This is a genomic window from Corallococcus sp. CA049B, from assembly GCF_003611685.1.
Classification (GTDB): domain Bacteria; phylum Myxococcota; class Myxococcia; order Myxococcales; family Myxococcaceae; genus Corallococcus; species Corallococcus coralloides.
Window position 1 is genome coordinate 1 of the sequence record NZ_RAWC01000044.1, and the last position, 17,445, is coordinate 17,445.

Genomic DNA, 17,445 nt, shown 5'->3' on the forward strand with positions numbered 1-17,445 from the left:
TCAAACTCTCCAATTGTATTCTTGGTTTGCTTGAACCGGCGTTCCCCGAGACCCGGCTAAGGAGTCTCGGCTCGCTGATTCGTCGGCACTTCCCTCTCGCTGCGCTTTTCAGCGCTGCTCTTGAGGTGAAGCGCCCTCAAAAAATTGACTGCGGGTTTCCGCAATCCATTACTACTTGGGCTTGCTATTTGGTTTTCAAAGACCGAGCCGCTTGTTGCGACCTTGTTGCTTGCCGGTTTGTTTCGCCCGGCGGGGTGCAGCTTCTATTTCAGTTCGCAGTCAGCGTCAACTTCGCTTTTGCGTCCTGCGGGCTACTTCGAAGTTCGTCGGCGCCGTCCAGTGACTTCCGCCGCTTCTTTTCGAGGGGAGCGGCTTCTACTTCAGCGCCGCGTTCCCTGTCAACCGCTTGCTGTCAGCTTCCTTCACCGCTTTGCGTCCGTCGTGCTGCCTTCCGGACCGCTGCTTCTTCGGTGGGGCGCGGCTTCTATCTCTTCGCCGCGTTCGCTGTCAACCCGCTCGTTGACTGCCCTATTTTCTTTTCGGTGCTGCGCTCTCCCCGAAGTGCCTTCCGCGCCAGTGCGCGGGCTTCGAGGTGAGGGGCGCGGCTTCTACCTCTTTGCCGCGTTCGGGATCAACAACCTTCGTCGATCCTTTTCTTCCCCCCCGCGCTGATTTCCGAGGCCCGGGGGCCAGCGGTTCGTCGCGGGGGGTGCACTCTCTAACGCTTCAGGCCGATGACGTCAAACTCTCGTTTGACCCGGACCTGATCATTGGCGCTCCGGCGAAAGGAGGCCTGGACACCTGGCCGCTGACCCGGCGGCCGGCCACTCCATGGGTCCGGACATGACAAGGCCCCCGACCCGGTGACAGGTCGGAGGCCCTTTCTCCCTACGGAAGCCGACCTACGTCACGGCGTCGCGGGGTCGAACGTGGAGATGCTCCAGCCCATGCGCTCGTGGCCGAACTTGTTCCAGTCCGGGTTCTTGCCGTCGACGACCTGGGCGTCCGTGTAGGACGGCGCCCCGGAGCCGGAGCCGGAGCCGGAGAAGATGTTCACGCTGATGGTGGAGCCCGTGTACGTCGGGTGCGTGTTGTCCGACTGGATGTAGTCGTAGCTGGTGCTGCTGTTCGCCAGGTGGCCGTTCGCGTCGCGCAGCGTGCTGCGCAGGGTGACGCTGATGCGCTGGACGTAGGAGTCCTCGGTCTCGCCGGCGCGGTACGCGATGGCCGCGGAGTCAATCTGGCCGTCGCCGTTGCGGTCGTAGTCGGAGGCCATCATCTCCGCGAAGGCGTCCGCGCACTTGAAGCCGTACTTCGCCGCCAGGTTGCAGGCGCGCCAGTTGCTGCGCGCCAGCAGCGGCAGGAAGTACTGCTGCTTGTTCACCTTCTGGCCCGTCGTCGCGTCCGTGCAGGACGTCAGCACGTTGTCCGCGTCATAGCCGGGGTAATAGATGTTGGAGATGACCTTCACCTTGGCGGTGGTCGCGTACTGGTTGATGGCCTGCATGCCACGCTCCATGTACGTGGTGCACGCCGTCAGCGCGTTCTGCAGGCCGCTGTAGTTACAGGTGCCGGTCTGGTCGGAGAACGCGCTGCGGGCCTGCAGGTAGTCGTTGCCGCACATCTCGAACATCACGACGCGCGTCCGGGAGTCCTGCATATAGGAGCGCTCGGAGACGATCTTGTTATTGTAGATGTCGTCCGCCTTCGCGCCGGACTTGGTGCGGCGGATGACCTCCACGTTGGTGCCCCACTTCTTCGCCGCGTACTCACCCTCCACCACGGGGGCCGCACGACGCCCCACGCTGGTGATTCCGCCGTTGTAGCCGGCGAAGATGGAGTCGCCGTAGGCGACCACCCGGTACGTCTGCGACGCCGAGCGGTTGATGGTCCACGACGTGTTCTGGTTGATGGTGCTGGCCATCGCGGTGCCACCGAGGGTGGTGGCGGCGAGGACGGCGGCGAGGGACAGCCCGCTGCGACGAACGGACATACCGGCTCCTGAAGAGGTAGGGGGTTCCCGCCCCGGCAATGGGGAGAGGCCGCGCACGGTACACGGGTTTGACTCTGGAATCACTCCTCAGACCTGAATTAACCCCGCAATATGTATTTCATGTTGAACATGAATTCCGCCACGGTGCGTCAGAGTGGCGCCGCCACTCGCTCTTTGCTGACGCAGCGCTTCCGGTTGACGCGTTGTTTCACGGTTAGAGTCCGACCATGAACCTCTCCGGGAGTGCTCGAGCCCTGGGCCAGTGGCTGCTGTTGGGCGCCATCGTGGGGGGCGTGTGCGGTGTGGCGTCCGCGGTGTTCCTGGCGCTACTGGAGGAGGCCACGGAGTTCCGGCTGGCGCACGAGTCGCTGGTGTACGCGCTGCCCGTGGCGGGATTCGTCCTGGGTGCCGTGTACGGCCGGTGGGGCGCGTCCATCAAGGGCGGCAACAACCTGGTGCTGGACACGGTGCATGTGGGCGACGCGGTGATTCCCCTGCGCATGGCACCCATGGTGCTGCTGGGCACGGTGCTCACGCACCTGTTCGGCGGGAGCGCGGGGCGTGAGGGCACCGCGGTGCAGATGGGTGCCAGCCTGGCGGACCAGATTGCCTGGCGCTTCCGTGTGACTCCGGAGACGCGGCGCGAGCTGCTGGCGGCGGGCATCGCGGGCGGCTTCGGTTCGGTGTTCGGCACGCCGCTGGCGGGCACGGTGTTCGGGCTGGAGGTCGTGTGCGTGGGCCGGCTGGGCTACGAGGCGCTCCTGCCCGCGCTCACGGCGGCTGTCGTGGGCGACCTCGTGACTCGCGGGCTGGGCATCCATCACACCGCGTATCCGGTGCCTCAGGCGCTGGCGCTGACCTTGCCCGTGCTGGGCAAGTGGCTGGTGTTCGCGGTGGGTATCGCGGGCGTGGCGGTGGCCTTCATCGAGGGCACGCATGGGTTGAAGCGGGTCCTGGAGCGGCGTGTGCCGTGGCTTCCCGTGCGCATGGCCCTGGGCGGACTGGGGGTGGTGGGACTTTGGAAGCTCGCGGGCACCAGCGACTACCTGGGCCTGGGCGTCCCCGGAATCCTTCGCGCGTTCGAGGATGTGTCGCTGCCCTGGGGCGCGTTCGCCTGGAAGCTCGTGTTCACGGTGGTGACGCTGGGCGCGGGGTTCCTGGGCGGTGAGGTGACGCCGCTGTTCTTCATTGGCGCGGCGCTGGGCAATGTCCTCGCTCGGTTGTTGGGACTGCCGGTGGACCTGGGCGCGGCGGTGGGCATGGCGGCGCTGTTCGCGGCGGCGGCCAATACGCCGCTCGCGCTGTCCCTGATGGCGGTGGAGTTGGTGGGCGCCTCCGTGCTGCCCCACGTGGCCATCGTCGCCACGGTGGCGTACCTGCTCACCGGCCACCGGGGCATCTATCCATCGCAGCGCATCGCCCGGAAGAAGCTGGGTGGGCCTCTGCTGGACCGCATCGTCGCGTTGCGTGACCTGCACGCGGCGCCCCGGAAGGACTCCGAGGCGCCTCGCTGAGCGGGCGCTACTTGCAGGTGAACGACCAGCGGCAGGTGCCGGAGGCGCACTCGCGATCGCTGGAGCAGGCCGCGCCCCGGCCTCGCTTGTTCACGCACTTGCCGGAGTTGAGCCCCCAGCCGCAGAACTGGTTCGCGCCACAGTGCGAGTCGCTGTCGCAGAGGCAGCTTCCCGTGGGGTTCAGGTAGCAGTCCGCGCTGCAGCGGTCGGTGGTGCACTCGCGGTCGGACTTGCACGTCTGCCCGTAGGCCTTGGAGCGCGGCGTGTAGCACCAGCCCACCGCGTTGAAGCAGCCTCCGCAGGCTCCGGAGAGACACTGGCCGTCGCGGCTGCACGACGTGCCGTCCGTCTTGCGGTCCACGCAGTCGTTGTCGCCGGGGTTGCCCGGGATGTCGTTCTGGCAGTAGCGGGACGTGCCGCAGTCGCCGTCGTCATTGCAGACGCAGCGGCCGTCGAAGGTGGCGCAGAGCACGGAGGTGCACTGCTCGCTCTGGCACTCGTCGTCGAAGCGGCAGCCCTGGCCCAGCGTCTTGGAGTCCGGTGCGTAGGCCTTGCCGCAGACGGTGGGGTACGCCTTCTCGCGCTCGTCCGGCGGCACCCACGGCGCGATGCCTCCCGTGTCGATGTCCAGCGCGGGGTCCGCCATGCCGCCGTTGCGCGCGGTGCTCGCGGTTCGCTCCCACATGCGGATGAACAGCTCCGCCGAGCGGTCCAGCGGCGTGGTGTCCGCGCCCAGGTTGCGCATGTCCTGGAGCAGGTCCGGCAGGAGGCCCACGTGGGCCAGGCCCTGCTCGTCGAACGGCGTGCCCAGCCGGCCCGGTGCCTCCAGTTCCTGCTGGTGGGCCTGCGCGTCCGCCTCCGCCTGGAAGCCCGCGGAGCATGCGCCGTTGGGACCGAAGCGGGGCCGCGTCTGCTGGATGAAGCCGTTGAAGTCCGCGCCGAAGGCCATGGGGACCTTGAGGCCCTGGCGGCCGTACTCGTAGGCCTGCGCGAAGGAGCGGCTGGAGCCCTGGCAGTCGTTGGCGATGTTCGCGGGCGTGTACGTGCGCGTCTCGTCGTGCGCGGTGCGCAGACCGAACATGCCTCCCGTGCGGCGGAGCATCTGCACCACCCAGGCGGGCGTGGTCTTCTCGTGCTGGGCGAGCTTGCCGTTCATCACCTCTCGGAAGTGGCCGTGGCTGATGTAGAGCGGGTAGTAGCGGTTCGCCTGGGAGACGGCGTACGCGTCACGCACGCCCTTCTCCGACAGGTGCGCCAGGTCGATGAGCATGCCCTTGTCCATCATCACCTGGAGGAGCTGCTGACCGTCCGCCGTGAGGCCCTTCACGTTGCGGCACTGCGCGTCCACGTCGAAGCCCAGCGTGAAGCCGGCGGCGGTGATTCCGCAGTCGGTGTCGATGTGGCAGTTCTCCAGGAACTGCGCGGCCTGGAAGATGGCGTTGTGCGGGGCCGCTCCGCCGAAGCGGTTGTCCAGCTGGTGCACGGGCTGGAGCGTGCGCACGCCCAGCGCGTGGAAGCGGTTCAGCTCCGCTCGCCAGTCCTTGGCGCCGAAGAGCTTGCTGGTCTCGATGGAGAGGACCATGGCGAGCTTGCCTTGCGAGATGATCCGCCTTGCGTCCGCGGGCGACAGGGCGATCTCCACCCAGTCATTGGCCGCGTCGAAGGCGCGGGCCATCTGGAGCTGGACCTCCACGTCCATCATCTCGTCGCAGGCGCGCTTGCGGTTCTGCGGAGGCAGCGCTTCGCAGAGGAAGCCGTTGCTCACGGCGGAGACCACCACCAGGGACATGCCTCCCTGGTGCGCCTGCTTGAGCCACCCTCCCCAGGACTGCTGGTGGGCGATGGTGTCCCAGCGGGGCCACTCCGTGCCGGGGTTGCGGCGGCCCATGTGCAGGCCGGTGTCCCCCTGTGTTCCTTCAATCTTCCCGAGGAACTCCGAGCCCACCGCTCCCGCGACTCCGAAGAGCTGGGACAGGATGGGGACTCCGCTCAGGTCCACGCCTCCGGAGTTGGGACACAGGTTGAGCAGGCCGCTCAGGTCCATGCGGACGCGGGCGTGGTCGCTCTCGGGCCAGCCTCCGTCACAGGTGTCGAGCGTGCCGTTGACGCCGCCGTGGAACCAGCCGCCTCCGAAGGCCTCCTCGGCGAACATGTGGTGATGCAGCTCGGCGAAGCCCGGCACGTCCACGCCCTGCTTCTGGGTGGTGGGTTGCGGCGGGGGCTCCAGGTCCTCGGTGGGGGCACAGGAGAGAGAGGCCACCAGCGTCAGAGCCAGGTGTGTTCACTGCGCGGTCTGAGCCGTCAGTCCCACGGCCCTGTCGTCCCTTCGCCTCAGCTCCGGGGTGGCCACCCGGAACTCCGCGGGCAGCATCCTCAGGATGCGTTCGCGGCGGTGACGGGCGTTGGTCAGGCGCTGCTCCAGGGCGGTCTTCTCTGCTCGGGCTGCCTTGTCGGGCGTCGCGGTGCGCTGGGTGAGGGCAGCCAACCTTCGCGATACTTCTTCAATCTCGCGGTCGATGAGCACGGGCTGGATGTTCCGCTTCGATTTCGCCTTGCGGCCCTGGGCGTTGTTCTCAATCCAGACCGGCAACACTGAGACATCCGCCAGGGACACCGGGGCTCCGGGCTCCGCTCGGGTCACTCCGACTCTCAGGAGCAGGGTGTCCCTCTTGTCTCCGTCCTTTCCCAGCTGGCCCTTCACGTGCCGGTAGAAGCGCGCCTGGTTCGCCACCAGGTTGCCCAAGGAGTAGGCGATGAAACCCCGGCGCCCGGACTTCGTCGTGTAGGCCTCCAGGGGCTGCAACACGTGCGGATGGTGGCCGATGACCGCGAAGGCTCCTGCTTCCAGGAAGGACTGCCCCAAGGCCCTGTCCAACGGGTGCGGCGTGTCCGCGTACTCGCGCCCCCAGTGCCCCATCACGAAGAGCGCGTCACACTTCGCTGCCGCGGCTCGCACCCGCTCCAGTGCCTCCTCCGGCTTCAGCCCCCGTCTCGAGGCGTGCTCCGGGTAGGGCAACAGCGCCACGTGCGGCGCGTCCGCTTCCTTCGGGTTGCTGAAGCCGTTCAGGCTCCTCGTGAAGGAGAGGAAGCCCAGCTTGAGGCCTCGCACCTCCATGAACACCGGCTCCCACGCCGCGTCTCTCGTGAGCCCCGTGCCCGTGTGGCGCAGCCCCGCCGCGTCCAGGTGTCGCAGCGTCTCCGCCATGCCCTCCAGGTGCTGATCCCTTGCGTGGTTGTTGCCCGTGGACACCACCTTCACTCCGGCGTTCACCAGGGCCTGCACCATCGCTGGGGGCGCGTTGAAGACCAGCTCCTGCGTGACGGCCTTGCGCTCGTCCGTGACCGGCGTCTCCAGGTTCACCACGCCCACGTCCGCCGTTCGCAGCACGTCCGACAGCGGGCCGAAGACGTGGTCCCAACCCTCGTGGTTTCCACTGCGCGCGTGGGCCTTCGCCACCGACTTCACCTCGCCGTGCGGAATCACGTCGCCGCCAAAGACGAGCTCCACCCGCGCGGGCGCGGCCATCCCCCACAGCGGGATGAACAGCAGCAGGGCCCCCCACCCTCGCATCAGTCCTGCTCCCGCACTCCGATGAAGACTTCCCGGTTCCAGGGGTCCCTGCGCGTCGTCGCGGGACAGCCGGCCTCCTGCATCCATTCGAGCCAGTCGTCTCGCCGGAAGAGTCCGAAGCGGTGGCGCTCCTGCGACATGCTCACCGTTCCGTCCGCCTCTCGCAGCAGATAGGCGAACGCGGTCTCGAACGTCTCGTCGTCCGGATCCGGATCCCACGTCCACATGAGGTAGCGCATTCCGCGCCCGTCCGGCCCGTCGTGGCCTCCGGACTCGGTGAGGGGCTCGAAGGTCTCACGCACGCAGTCCGGCAACAGCACCACCCGGCCTCCCGGACGGCAGTGCGCCGCCGCCGTGTGGACCGTGGCTCGCGCGTCCTCGCGCTCCACCGCGTACATGATGGCGTCGTGCACCATCACCCGGTCGAACGTGCGCCCCAGCCGCAGCGAGCGCATGTCCCCCACCCGGTGCTCGCACTCCGGGTTCACCTTGCGGCTCACCGCCACCATCTCCGCCGAGCGGTCCGTCAGCGTCAGCGTGAAGTGCTTCTTCAGGTGGAAGGCCAGGCTTCCTCCGCCCGAGCCCAATTCCAGCATCGTGCGCGCCGGGCCCTCCTCCGGGTGCAACATGGGGAGCAGGTCCTCCGCCTCCTCCCCGTACTCCTCCGGTGGCGAGAACAACGGCCACCAGCCAGCAAGGTCGGTGTAGAGCTGGGGCTCCTCCACGGGAGGCGGGAGCACGGTGCGCAACGACGCCATGGATGACTTCCTCGGAGACGGGGCACCGTTCTACCGCCCGGACAACCCGTGCGTCCATGAGGCCTAACGGACCTGGATGGCGTCCGCGACCACGTAGGTCCCCGCCGTCACCCAGCGGCTCAGCTGGACCTTGTTCCACCCCGCCGGGAAGCTCCACGTGCCGAGCGTGTTCCACCTGGCGCCGTTGACCGTCTGGTTCACCTTCACGTTCGCCAGCTGCGTGCCGGAGGCGTTCGTGACGATGAAGGGCGCGGCCGTGGAGCGGTCGCTCGCCGCCGTCCACCACGCGTCCACCGTCTTCGTTCCCGCCGCGGACAGGTAGAACCAGAACGTCGCGGGCTCCGACACCGCCGCGCCCGGGGACACCAGGTAGCTGGTGCCGTAGTAGCCCGCCACGTTCGTGGAGGACGCCCAGCTGGTGCCCGTGAGCTGGATGTAGCCCTTCGTCTGGTCGTTGTTCGCGTTGTTGCTGTCGATGACCAGCCCCGTCGACGAGCCGCCGCCGGACGTCCACAGGTACGTCACGTCCACCCAGTCGTTGTTCGACATGCCCAGGTCCAGCCAGAACGTGCCGTCCGCGAGGTCGATGCCCGCCGGGTTCGCCGGCCGGCGCCCGAACTGGTCCAACCCGCCGTTGAAGTTGTCCTGGTACGCCGCCTGCGCCTCCGGCTTGCCCTGCGGCAGCGTCTTCCACATCTCGCGCACGCTGGACGGGTTCCAGTAGTCGTCCTTCGTGTTCCACGGGCCCACGTCCCAGACGGACGTCGTCGTGCACTTCGCCGTCTTCGAATAACAGACGCGCACCTGGTACTCGGAGCCTCCGTTGGACGCGAGCCCTCGCCGCGACGGCAGCGCCGCGAAGCGGTCGTTCGTCTTGATGACGTGGCCGTTCGCCGTCGTGCCGCCCACCAGGCCCTCACGGGTGGCGTAGACGCGGTAGGTCAGCGGCGCGAGCGTCTGGAGCCCCTCCTCCGTGCCGCCTTCGCGCCAGCCCTCCAGGTCCACCTCCTGGACCACCGGGCCGCGGCCTCGCTCGTCCGCGATGAGCGCGAGGCGCACCTGCACCTCCGTGCCCGGACGGGGCAGGCGCACGGCTTCGTCTCCGGTGGCGGTGCGCCACTCGCTCCAGGCACCTCCGGGGGTCCTCACGCGCACGTCCACTTCGACGCCCTGCCCCAGGCCCACCTTCGCCTGGACCCGGGGACGGAAGGTGTCCACGGGCTGCTCGAGCGTGCGCGCCGGGAACTCGAAGAGGCCCGTGAGACGGCTCAGGCCTTCGGGACGGCGCATCACGGCGTTGGGTTCGTAGAGCAGCCCGTCCCGCGTGCCCACGAGCTCCGATGTGCCCGTTCCGGCGGAGATGTTCTCCGTCCAGCGCTGCGCGCCGGGCTCCGCCGCCTCCGCTCCTTCCGCGAAGACCGCGCCCAACATCACCGCCATCAGGGTGGACCGCCACGACGCGCGCATGCCTGGACTCCCGGGAAATGGACAAAAATGTTTAGACCGTTCAACGTTTAAATCCATCTTTCCCGGTTCTCAAGAGCCAAGGCGTGAAACAGCGTTGGCCCGGTGCATCACGTCCCGTTGATGACGGAGCGGAGCCATGGCGTGTAGGTGGCCACGTTGGTGAACACGGAGAACGTGTTGCACTGGCTGGAGCCGAACCCGCTCACAATCCCATACAGCTTCCCGTTGAGGGCCAGGGGTCCGCCGTCGTCCTTCGTGCAGACGTTGGCGGTGGCGCTCGGCGCCGTGCACAGCATCGCGCCGTTGACGTAGTCGCTCCCCACCTTGTCGCGGCAGGTGGCCGTGGAGGTGATGCTCAGGTTCACGCGCTTGAGCGCATCGGACGTTGGCGCGTTCTGGGTGCGGCCCCAGCCGCTGGCGACGTACGGAACTCCCATGGGCGCGGGCGCGTCCGGCAGCGTCAGCGGTTGTATCGCCTGTGACAGGTTGAAGGGCTGGGCGAGCTGGAGCAGCGCGACGTCGTGGGCCGACCCGTCGTAGGACGGGTGCATCACCTTGCGCGACACCGCGCGGTACTGCTCGTCCGCTTCCACCGTGCCCAGCCGCAGGTCTCCCGCGTAGACGCGCATGGACGCGGGCGTGACGCCCTGGACGCAGTGGGCGGCCGTCACCACCCAGCCGGCCCGGATGAGCGTGCCCCCGCAGGTGAACGCTCCCGTCACGTGGAGGCGCACCTGGTGGGGCAGCTCGTGCCGGGCCGCGAGGCCTCCGCCGAGGATCTCCTGGGTCTGGACGCCGGGGGCTGCTCCCTCATCCGGCTCCCCTCCACAGGCGAGGAACCCCAAGGCCATCAACGCGGACGCGAAACGAGGTGTCTTCATGCGGTGAGACATGAAGGATTCACGTCTCACCGTCAATCCAGCAAATCAAGACTAGTCAGTCCGCCGACTTCGTGCCGAAGAGGCGGTCTCCCGCGTCACCCAGGCCGGGGAGGATGTAGCCGTGCGAGTCGAGCTTCTCGTCGATGGCGGCGGTGAAGACCCGCACGTCGGGGTGGTGCTCGCGCAGGTTCGTCAGGCCCTCCGGACACGCGAGCAGACACACGAAGCGCAGTGAGCCCGGGCGGCTTCGCTTCACCCGCTGGAGCGCCGCCACCGCGGAGTTGCCCGTCGCGAGCATGGGGTCGCAGACGATGACGTCCCGGTCCTCCAGGTTGGCGGGCACGCGGTAGTAGTACTCCACGGCTCCGAGCGACTCCGGGTCGCGGTACAGGCCGATGTGGCCCACTCGCGCGGAGGGGACGAGTTGGAGCAGGCCGTCCAGGATGCCCTGCCCTGCTCTCAGGATGGGCACCAGCACCAGCTTCTTGCCGTCCAGCGCCCAGCCCGTGGTGCGCGCCATGGGCGTTTCAATCTCCTCCTCGCGCAGCTTCAGGTCCCGCAGCGCTTCGTACCCGAGCAGGAGGGAGATCTCCTCCAGCAGCGCCCGGAAGGACGCCGTGCTCGTGTCCGTCCTGCGCATCACCGTCAGCTTGTGCTTCACCAGCGGGTGGTCCACCACCGTGCAGTTCGGGAAGTCCATGCGTCCTCCTCCTGGATTTGTGTTTCAGAACACCGTGCCGTCACTGCGGATGCGGATGGGCGGCACGCCTCCGGGGCGCAGCTCCGCCGCCACCCGGCGCCCCGCCGTCCACGTGCCGCCCTGGAGCACCTTCGCCAGCGGCAGCTCCTCCGCGCTCAATTCCAGACGCCCTCGCACCAGCGCGGCCACGCGGTCCAGGAGCGCCACCGTCAGCGCCCGCCACTCCACGATGGGCGGGTCACCCGGGCCGTAGACCTCCGTCGTCAGGCGCGGGTCCTGCGGCACCAGCACGCCCAGGTCCACGAAGAGGCCGCCGTTGCGGTACTCCGGCAGACCGGTGAGCGCGTCCAGCTCCGTCACCGTCACGCCGGCTTCCGCCAGTGGCTCCACCAGCGAGTACGCCAGCCACTGGGACAACTTGTGGAAGGGCACCAGCGCGTCCGCGCTCCCGGGCGGCCCGAGCGCTGGATGCGGCCACACGTCTCCCAGGTTCACGCCGTCCACCGTCGTGCGACCCGGCCAGATGGGGCCCAGCACCTCCAGCACCGTGCCCAGCACCTCCGCCGCTCGCACGCTGCGGCGGTGCGCGGCCAGCATGTCGAACAGCGTCCCCGGCCTGGGCAGCACGCGCGACAGCGCCTGCATGAGGTGCAGCCGCCCCTCCACGCCCAGCAAGGGATTGGTCTCGGACACCTGGAAGCCGCGCTCCAAATGCTCGCGCGTCATGCGGCCCAGCGCCTCCGCGTCCGCGCGCAGCGGCCGGTCCGGATCCGACGAGAAGCCGCCCGCCATGAACATGCGCAGCGACGCCACCGCCAGCCCCTCCGAGCGCACGTAGGACGCGCCTCCGGACTCCTGGTAGCGCCACGCGGGTCCGCTGCCCGCGTCCAGCAGCACGCTCACCACGCCCAGGTCCACCTTCGCCCTGGCTCGCTCCTCCGGCGGCAGCGGGGCGAGCTTCGCCTCCAGCTGCGCGAGCCTGGGCACGCCTCCCGCGTCGAAGTGCCTCCAGCGGCTGTGCACCGGGATGTCCAGGCGGGGGTACGCCTCGTGCGTCACCGCCAGCACCCGGTCCACCACCGTGGGCAGCCGGGACGGCTCCACCCGGAAGTACTCCAGCCGGCCGGCGAGCCCCAGGTCCAGAACCTGGTGACAGCGCTCGCGGATGGCCGCCGGGCTGCGCAGCCACGCCACCGTGGGGGACACCTCCTGCACCCGGATCGCGTCAAGCATCGAGGTCCCGTCCCTTCACCTGCGCCAGCTCCCCCGCGTCCGCCACCGGCCCGCGCGTGAAGTAGCCCGCGGCCTTCTTCGCCTCCATCTCCACCTTCGCGTCGGCGGGGATGAGCCCGTCCGGGATGGGCACCCGTTCGAGGATTTCGATGCCCGAGCGCACGATGGCGTCGTGCTTCATGTCGCTCATGGAGATGAAGCGGTGGATGCGCGTGATGCCCAGCCAGTGCAGCACGTCCGGCATCAGCTCCTGGAAGCGCATGTCCTGCACGCCCGCCACGCACTCCGTGCGGTGGAAGTACGTGGCCGCGGAGTCTCCGCCCTCCTGGCGCTTGCGCGCGTTGTAGACCAGGAACTTGGTCACCTCACCCAGCGCCCGGCCCTCCTTGCGGTGGTAGACGATGAGCCCCACCCCGCCCTGCTGCGCCGTCCGCACGCACTCCTCGATGCCGTGCACCAGGTAGGGCCGGCAGGTGCAGATGTCGCTGCCGAAGACGTCCGAGCCGTTGCACTCGTCATGCACCCGCGCCGCCAGCGGCACGTCCCGGTCCGCGAGCGAGTTGATGTTTCCAAACACATACAGCGACAGCCCGCCGATGGGCGGCAGGAAGACGTGCAGGTCCGGGCGGGTGATGAGCTCCGGGTACATGCCTCCGGTGTGCTCGAAGAGGCCCCGGCGCAGCGCACCCTCCGTGAGCCCGAAGCGTTCGGCGATGCCGGGCAGGTACCAGACGGGCTCCACCGCGGCCTTCACCACCTTCACGTCGCCATTCGCCGCGACCAGGTCGCCGTCCACCTTGAGGCGCCCGGCGGCCATGGCCTCGCGCACCTCCGGCATGTTGATGTGCGCCCGGGTGACGGCGATGGTGGGCCGGTAGTCCACGCCCTGCTCGGCGTAGGCTCGGAACACCTGCGAGGCCACCGCGCCCCAGGGGTCCAGCGACACGATGCGCTTGGGGTCGCTCCACGCCGGATGCGGGCCCACCTGCGCCGCGGGCGAGGTGTTGGTCAGGTCCGCCTTGTGGTCCTGCGGCAGCTTGCCCGCGGACACCGCCAGCGCCCGGTAGATGGAGTACGCGCCCGAGTGCGTGCCGATGACGTTGCGGTTCGCGGGGTCGGAGAGCGTGGCCACCACCGGGCCCCGGCGCAGCGGCTCTGACTCGCCCCAGCGCAGGGGGACTCCGGGGGCCTGGCCATCGGGATGGGACGTGAGACGGATGTGATTGACCGGCTTCTTGTCAGCCATGGGTGCACCCTCCTCGCGGGGCGCGTGGGGAAAGGACAGATGTCTGGGAATGGGCGAAGCAGCGTGTGTCAGCTCATCCACGAGCCGTCGGTGCGCGCGGACCACTTGCGCGTCACCTTCTTGAGCTGGCTCCAGAAGTCGAGGCTCGACGGTCCGGTGATGTCCCCGTGGCCGAACTTCGACTCGCCCGTGCCGCCGAAGGAGAAGGGCTCGCGCGGCACCGGCACGCCCACGTTCACGCCCACCATGCCGGCCCTGGCGCCCTCCACCACCGTCTGCGCCACCGCGCCGTTGGTGGTGAAGATGGACGCCGCGTTGCCATAGGGCGACGCGTTCTCCACCGCGAGCGCCGCCGACAGCGTGGGCACCCGAACGATGGAGAGCACCGGTCCGAACAGCTCGCGCCGCGCGGCCTCCATGTCCGGGCGCACGTGGTCCAGCACCGTGGGCCCCAGCCAGTGGCCGTTCGCGTAGGCCTCACCCGCGGGCCGCTTGCCGCGCCCGTCCAGGAGCACTCGCGCTCCGTCCGCCTGGGCCTGGGCAATGGCTGTCTCCAGCCGGTCCACCGCGCCCCGGTCGATGAGCGCGCCCATGCCCGGGCCGACCTCCAGGCGGGAGGCTCGCCGGAGGATGTCGTCCACCAGCGGCTGCACGTCCCCCACCGCGAGCATCACGCTGGCCGCCATGCAGCGCTGGCCCGCGCAGCCGGTGAACGAGTCCACCACCGCCTGCGGCGTGAGCTCTGGATCCGCGTCCGGAACGACGATGAGGTGGTTCTTCGCGCCGCCCAGCGCCAGCACACGTTTGCCGTGGCGGCTGCCCTCCACGTAGACGTGCCTCGCGACCGGGGACGAGCCCACGAAGGCCAGGGCCTTCACGTCCGGGTGCTCCAGGAGCGCGTCCACCGCGGGCTTCGCGCCGTGCACCACGGAGAAGACGCCCGGCGGATAGCCTGCCTCCACCATCAGCTCGCCCATGGCGGTCGCGGTGAGCGGCACCTTCTCCGACGGCTTGAGGATGAAGGCGTTGCCCACCGTGACGGCGATGGGGAACAGCCACAGGGGCACCATCGCGGGGAAGTTGAACGGCGTGATGCCGGCGACGACGCCCAGGGGCTCTCGGCGGTATTCGCAGGTGACGCCCCGGCTCACCTCCAGGTGCGCGCCGCTGTCCAGGTTCTGCAGCGACAGGGCGAAATCACAGACCTCCATTCCCTTGAGCAGGCCCGCGCGGCCCTCCGCCACCGTCTTGCCGGATTCGCTCGCGGCCAGGTGCGCGAGCCTTTCCAGGTGCGTCTCCAAGAGCGTGCGGAAGCGTTGCAGGAATTGGGTTCGCTCGCGCAGTGGGGTGGCGCGCCAGCCTTGCGCGGCGGCCTTCGCGGCCTCCACGGCCTGGGCGACACCGGTGGCGGGCGTCAGCGGCACCCGGCCGATGAGCGCGCCTGTGTAGGGACTGCGGACCTCCTGCGCGGACGCTCCGGCCGGAGAGACCCACTCTCCGCCCACGAGGTTGCGACAAGAGACAACGCTCTCGGGTAACCGAACAAAGGACACGCGCACCCCCCCGGTGTTGCGTGACGAATGGGCGGCAAGGATAGACGCAAACCCGGAAGCCAGGGCAAGGCGGGGGGCGTCACCGTGTCCGCGCCTGATCGGAAGCGATGGATCTCCCCATGTTGCTGTGTCGCAAACCCGACCGATGCGCGCGGAGGGGATTGCCTCCACACGGGTGCGCGAACGTGTGCGCCGCGCTTCGTCAGGCCTGGGAGAGCATCCGCTGGTGCCGCTCCGACAGGGTGGTGGTGTCCGTGAGGGTGCGCAGCTCCGCGATGGCGGTGGCGTCCTCGGTGTCCGGGTTGAGGCCGAGCGAGATGGCCTCCAGGTACAGCTCCAGCGACAGCAGGAAGCGCGAGTCGGCGGTGAGGGGGTCGCCCTGCTCGCGCATCAGCTCGCCGTCCTCGCGCACCAGCTTCGCGAGCATCCGCACGCGCGAGGCGGTGCCGAGCAGGCGCGAGGTGGACTCGGCGTCCGCGAGGACGAGCGCGCCGTACTCCATGCCCAGCACGGTCAGGGAGGTGTCGCGGATGAGGGCGCGTGCGTCCCCGTACCGCTTCTCCTTCCGGGCCTTGAGGATGCTGGCGATGGCGGCGACGAACTGCTCGATGGCGCGCTCGATGAAGTCCTTGCGGAGGGACATGGGCCTCGCAGGGTAAGCCCGACTCGGGGCGTCCGCACGTTTCCCGCCCCGAGGGCACCCTCCTGTCACATGAAACCCAGGAGGTTTCTTGGTTTCAGTGCCCTGGCGTGAGGGGGAGTGTCCGGTGGACGCACTCCCGGTGCCCGGGAAGCGCGGCGGCACCTGTGTAGCGCGTGCCGCCGCCCATCCCCCATCCAGAGCCCGCGGCCTCAGTCCGCGATGGACCACGAGTCCGCGCAGGGCTCGATGTCCGACGGGTTGTAGATGCTCGCCAGCGTCGGCGTCATGTTGCCCGAGGAGGGAATCTGCGCCACCAGGTCATCCCCGATGAAGAAGCCCACCACGTAGCTCTCCATCTGGGAGCAGACGCCCATCTGGAAGACCGGCGCGGCGTTCGGCTGCACATCGAAGGCCTCCAGGTAGACGACGCCCGACAGGCCGACCCGCTTGTAGAAGACGACGATGTCGAACCAGTCCGCCGAGGTGAGGTTGCGCACCGTCACCGTATAGATGTCCTCCAGCAGCGCTCCGGACGAGGACGGCGTCCCCCCAGCCAGGATGGACAGCGGGCGGGCCGTCACGGGACGGAGCGCGAGCAGCGCCCGGGCCTCCGCCGTGCCCGGAAGCGTCCCATCGAACTGGGACACCAGCCGCAACAACCCTACGTCCACGGGGTCCTGAGCCCGCAGGGTCACGGAGACGAGCCCCTCCGCCTGGATGCGAGCGAGCAGCGCCTGGGCACGCGCCGCCAACCCCTCCTTCCGCGACGACGCCCCACTCCCGGACGCCGGCCCCTCCGCGAGGACAGTCGTGGAACCCAGCAGCATGCACATCGAGGCAACGACGGTCAGCAACCGCTTCATTGGCAATCCCTCCCACTTGTCAGTGACTCCCAACCCCCACCAAATGGGCTCAAAGCTTTTCAATGTCTTTCATGAATTTACCATCTGCGTATAGATTTTCGATTGAGACTGGAGAGGCATTCCGAGAGCCGGCTCGGCGCCTGGGGGCACATCTGACAGGCTTCTGGGGCGCACCCTGACAAACTGTCGCGGTCCCAGGCGGGAAGGCACCCCATCCGCGAGGAATCCCAGTGGGTTCCAGACGGCATAGCGCTTGCCAAGCTTTCACCCAAAAGGAGTCAGGCCATGCCCCTGTCCATGATGAAGTCTGGGATTCGCGCCGCCATGCTGCTGTCTGTCTGCATTGCTGGAAGGACTGCCTGGAGCGAGGAGGTCCAGCTCACCGTCCAGGACGTGCCCCAGCCGCTCGCCGCCGCGGTGAAGCAGCTGGAGACCCGCGAGGGGTGGGGCATCACCTATGAGGAACCGCCCGACAGGCCCGCGCCGAAGGGCTCCATCACCCTGACCTATGCCGTCACGGACGCTACCCGGACGGATGCCAAACTCCAGGAGGAGGTCCTCACGCGGCTGCTCGCGCAGCAGGCCGGGAAGGAGGCCCCGCGCTTCCGGTTGGTGCAGGAGGGAGGACTCTGGCACGTCACGCCCGAGCAGGGCTCTCCACTGGAGACGCCCCTCACCCTGCCCCGCCAGGAACGTTCCCTGGGAGAACTCCTCCGGCTCCTCTGCGCGGAGGTCTCGAAGCAGAGCGGGACGCAGGTCGAGTTGGGGAGCACGGCCGGGCTTCCGTTGGAGAGCCGGGTCACCCTGGAAGCCGTGACCCGGGAGCCCGCGCGGGCCGTGCTGGCGCGGCTGCTGAACACCCCTCCCCGGCGTGCGGCGTGGACCCTGAAGACGCAGGGCCCGGAGCAAAAGTTCATCCTTTCTCCCCACCGGATCTTCCGTCTCACGGGCGGCACGCCGACGACCGCCGGGAGCGCGCCGGGGCTTGCTCCATCGAAGTGACCCACCCGTGACCTTCGGATG

14 protein-coding genes are annotated in these 17,445 nt (G+C 68.8%); 2 read left to right on the top strand and 12 right to left on the bottom strand.

The window, feature by feature from the left end; translation table 11 throughout:
- Nucleotides 1–907: 907 nt before the first annotated feature.
- Nucleotides 908–1,993, bottom strand: a complete 1,086-nt coding sequence (locus D7W82_RS12955; protein ID WP_120618644.1) for an SGNH/GDSL hydrolase family protein — start codon at nt 1,991–1,993, stop codon at nt 908–910.
- A gap of 227 nt (nt 1,994–2,220) precedes the next feature.
- Here D7W82_RS12955 and D7W82_RS12960 point away from each other — a divergent pair, with 227 nt between their 5' ends.
- A complete protein-coding gene (locus D7W82_RS12960) occupies nt 2,221–3,507 on the top strand; it encodes a chloride channel protein (RefSeq protein ID WP_120618645.1) in 1,287 nt (428 codons plus the stop codon).
- 7 nt (nt 3,508–3,514) lie between these two features.
- On the opposite strand, the gene D7W82_RS12965 is transcribed toward D7W82_RS12960, so the two are convergent.
- The 11 genes from D7W82_RS12965 to D7W82_RS13015 all read right to left on the bottom strand — a co-directional run bounded on the left by D7W82_RS12965 (nt 3,515) and on the right by D7W82_RS13015 (nt 16,422).
- Nucleotides 3,515–5,782 carry a membrane dipeptidase gene (locus D7W82_RS12965; RefSeq protein ID WP_120618646.1) on the bottom strand — a complete coding sequence of 756 codons (2,268 nt, stop codon included), beginning with the start codon at nt 5,780–5,782 and terminating at the stop codon, nt 3,515–3,517.
- Between the two features lie 6 nt (nt 5,783–5,788).
- Nucleotides 5,789–7,078, bottom strand: coding sequence for a CapA family protein (locus D7W82_RS12970; RefSeq protein ID WP_120618647.1), 1,290 nt, complete (start codon nt 7,076–7,078; stop codon nt 5,789–5,791).
- Entirely contained in the window at nt 7,078–7,836 is a 759-nt protein-coding gene (locus D7W82_RS12975) for a class I SAM-dependent methyltransferase (RefSeq protein ID WP_120618648.1), read from the bottom strand. Before D7W82_RS12975 ends, D7W82_RS12970 begins: the two co-directional genes overlap by 1 nt.
- Before the next feature lie 63 nt (nt 7,837–7,899).
- A complete protein-coding gene (locus D7W82_RS12980) occupies nt 7,900–9,303 on the bottom strand; it encodes a hypothetical protein (RefSeq protein ID WP_120618649.1) in 1,404 nt (467 codons plus the stop codon).
- Nucleotides 9,304–9,410: 107 nt separating this feature from the next.
- Entirely contained in the window at nt 9,411–10,184 is a 774-nt protein-coding gene (locus tag D7W82_RS12985) for a serine protease (RefSeq protein ID WP_158617648.1), read from the bottom strand.
- 55 nt (nt 10,185–10,239) lie between these two features.
- Nucleotides 10,240–10,884, bottom strand: coding sequence for a uracil phosphoribosyltransferase (upp, locus tag D7W82_RS12990; RefSeq protein ID WP_120618651.1), 645 nt, complete (start codon nt 10,882–10,884; stop codon nt 10,240–10,242).
- Nucleotides 10,885–10,908: 24 nt separating this feature from the next.
- Nucleotides 10,909–12,117, bottom strand: coding sequence for a URC4/urg3 family protein (locus tag D7W82_RS12995; protein WP_120618652.1), 1,209 nt, complete (start codon nt 12,115–12,117; stop codon nt 10,909–10,911).
- On the bottom strand, nt 12,110–13,363 hold the full coding sequence (locus tag D7W82_RS13000; RefSeq protein WP_120564756.1) for a GTP cyclohydrolase II: 1,254 nt from the start codon (nt 13,361–13,363) through the stop codon (nt 12,110–12,112). The genes D7W82_RS12995 and D7W82_RS13000 overlap by 8 nt, the downstream gene beginning before the upstream one ends.
- 68 nt (nt 13,364–13,431) lie before the next feature.
- A complete protein-coding gene (gene mmsA / locus D7W82_RS13005) occupies nt 13,432–14,916 on the bottom strand; it encodes a CoA-acylating methylmalonate-semialdehyde dehydrogenase (protein WP_120618680.1) in 1,485 nt (494 codons plus the stop codon).
- Nucleotides 14,917–15,118: 202 nt separating this feature from the next.
- Complete coding sequence (locus D7W82_RS13010; RefSeq protein ID WP_120618653.1) at nt 15,119–15,559, bottom strand: hypothetical protein; 441 nt, start codon at nt 15,557–15,559, stop codon at nt 15,119–15,121.
- Nucleotides 15,560–15,768: 209 nt separating this feature from the next.
- Nucleotides 15,769–16,422, bottom strand: a complete 654-nt coding sequence (locus D7W82_RS13015; RefSeq protein ID WP_147439307.1) for a hypothetical protein — start codon at nt 16,420–16,422, stop codon at nt 15,769–15,771.
- Nucleotides 16,423–16,707: 285 nt separating this feature from the next.
- Here D7W82_RS13015 and D7W82_RS13020 point away from each other — a divergent pair, with 285 nt between their 5' ends.
- Nucleotides 16,708–17,424, top strand: a complete 717-nt coding sequence (locus tag D7W82_RS13020; RefSeq protein ID WP_120618655.1) for a hypothetical protein — start codon at nt 16,708–16,710, stop codon at nt 17,422–17,424.
- Nucleotides 17,425–17,445: the final 21 nt, after the last annotated feature.

Bases quoted from the DNA above. Each gene is read 5' to 3' on its own strand.
- D7W82_RS12955 (WP_120618644.1), bottom strand. From the start codon at position 1,993: ATGTCCGTTCGTCGCAGCGGGCTGTCCCTCGCCGCCGTCCTCGCCGCC.
- D7W82_RS12960 (WP_120618645.1), top strand. From the start codon at position 2,221: ATGAACCTCTCCGGGAGTGCTCGAGCCCTGGGCCAGTGGCTGCTGTTG.
- D7W82_RS12970 (WP_120618647.1), bottom strand. From the start codon at position 7,078: ATGCGAGGGTGGGGGGCCCTGCTGCTGTTCATCCCGCTGTGGGGGATG.
- D7W82_RS12975 (WP_120618648.1), bottom strand. From the start codon at position 7,836: ATGGCGTCGTTGCGCACCGTGCTCCCGCCTCCCGTGGAGGAGCCCCAG.
- D7W82_RS12980 (WP_120618649.1), bottom strand. From the start codon at position 9,303: ATGCGCGCGTCGTGGCGGTCCACCCTGATGGCGGTGATGTTGGGCGCG.
- D7W82_RS12985 (WP_158617648.1), bottom strand. From the start codon at position 10,184: ATGAAGACACCTCGTTTCGCGTCCGCGTTGATGGCCTTGGGGTTCCTC.
- upp (WP_120618651.1), bottom strand. From the start codon at position 10,884: ATGGACTTCCCGAACTGCACGGTGGTGGACCACCCGCTGGTGAAGCAC.
- D7W82_RS12995 (WP_120618652.1), bottom strand. From the start codon at position 12,117: ATGCTTGACGCGATCCGGGTGCAGGAGGTGTCCCCCACGGTGGCGTGG.
- D7W82_RS13000 (WP_120564756.1), bottom strand. From the start codon at position 13,363: ATGGCTGACAAGAAGCCGGTCAATCACATCCGTCTCACGTCCCATCCC.
- D7W82_RS13010 (WP_120618653.1), bottom strand. From the start codon at position 15,559: ATGTCCCTCCGCAAGGACTTCATCGAGCGCGCCATCGAGCAGTTCGTC.
- D7W82_RS13015 (WP_147439307.1), bottom strand. From the start codon at position 16,422: ATGAAGCGGTTGCTGACCGTCGTTGCCTCGATGTGCATGCTGCTGGGT.
- D7W82_RS13020 (WP_120618655.1), top strand. From the start codon at position 16,708: ATGCCCCTGTCCATGATGAAGTCTGGGATTCGCGCCGCCATGCTGCTG.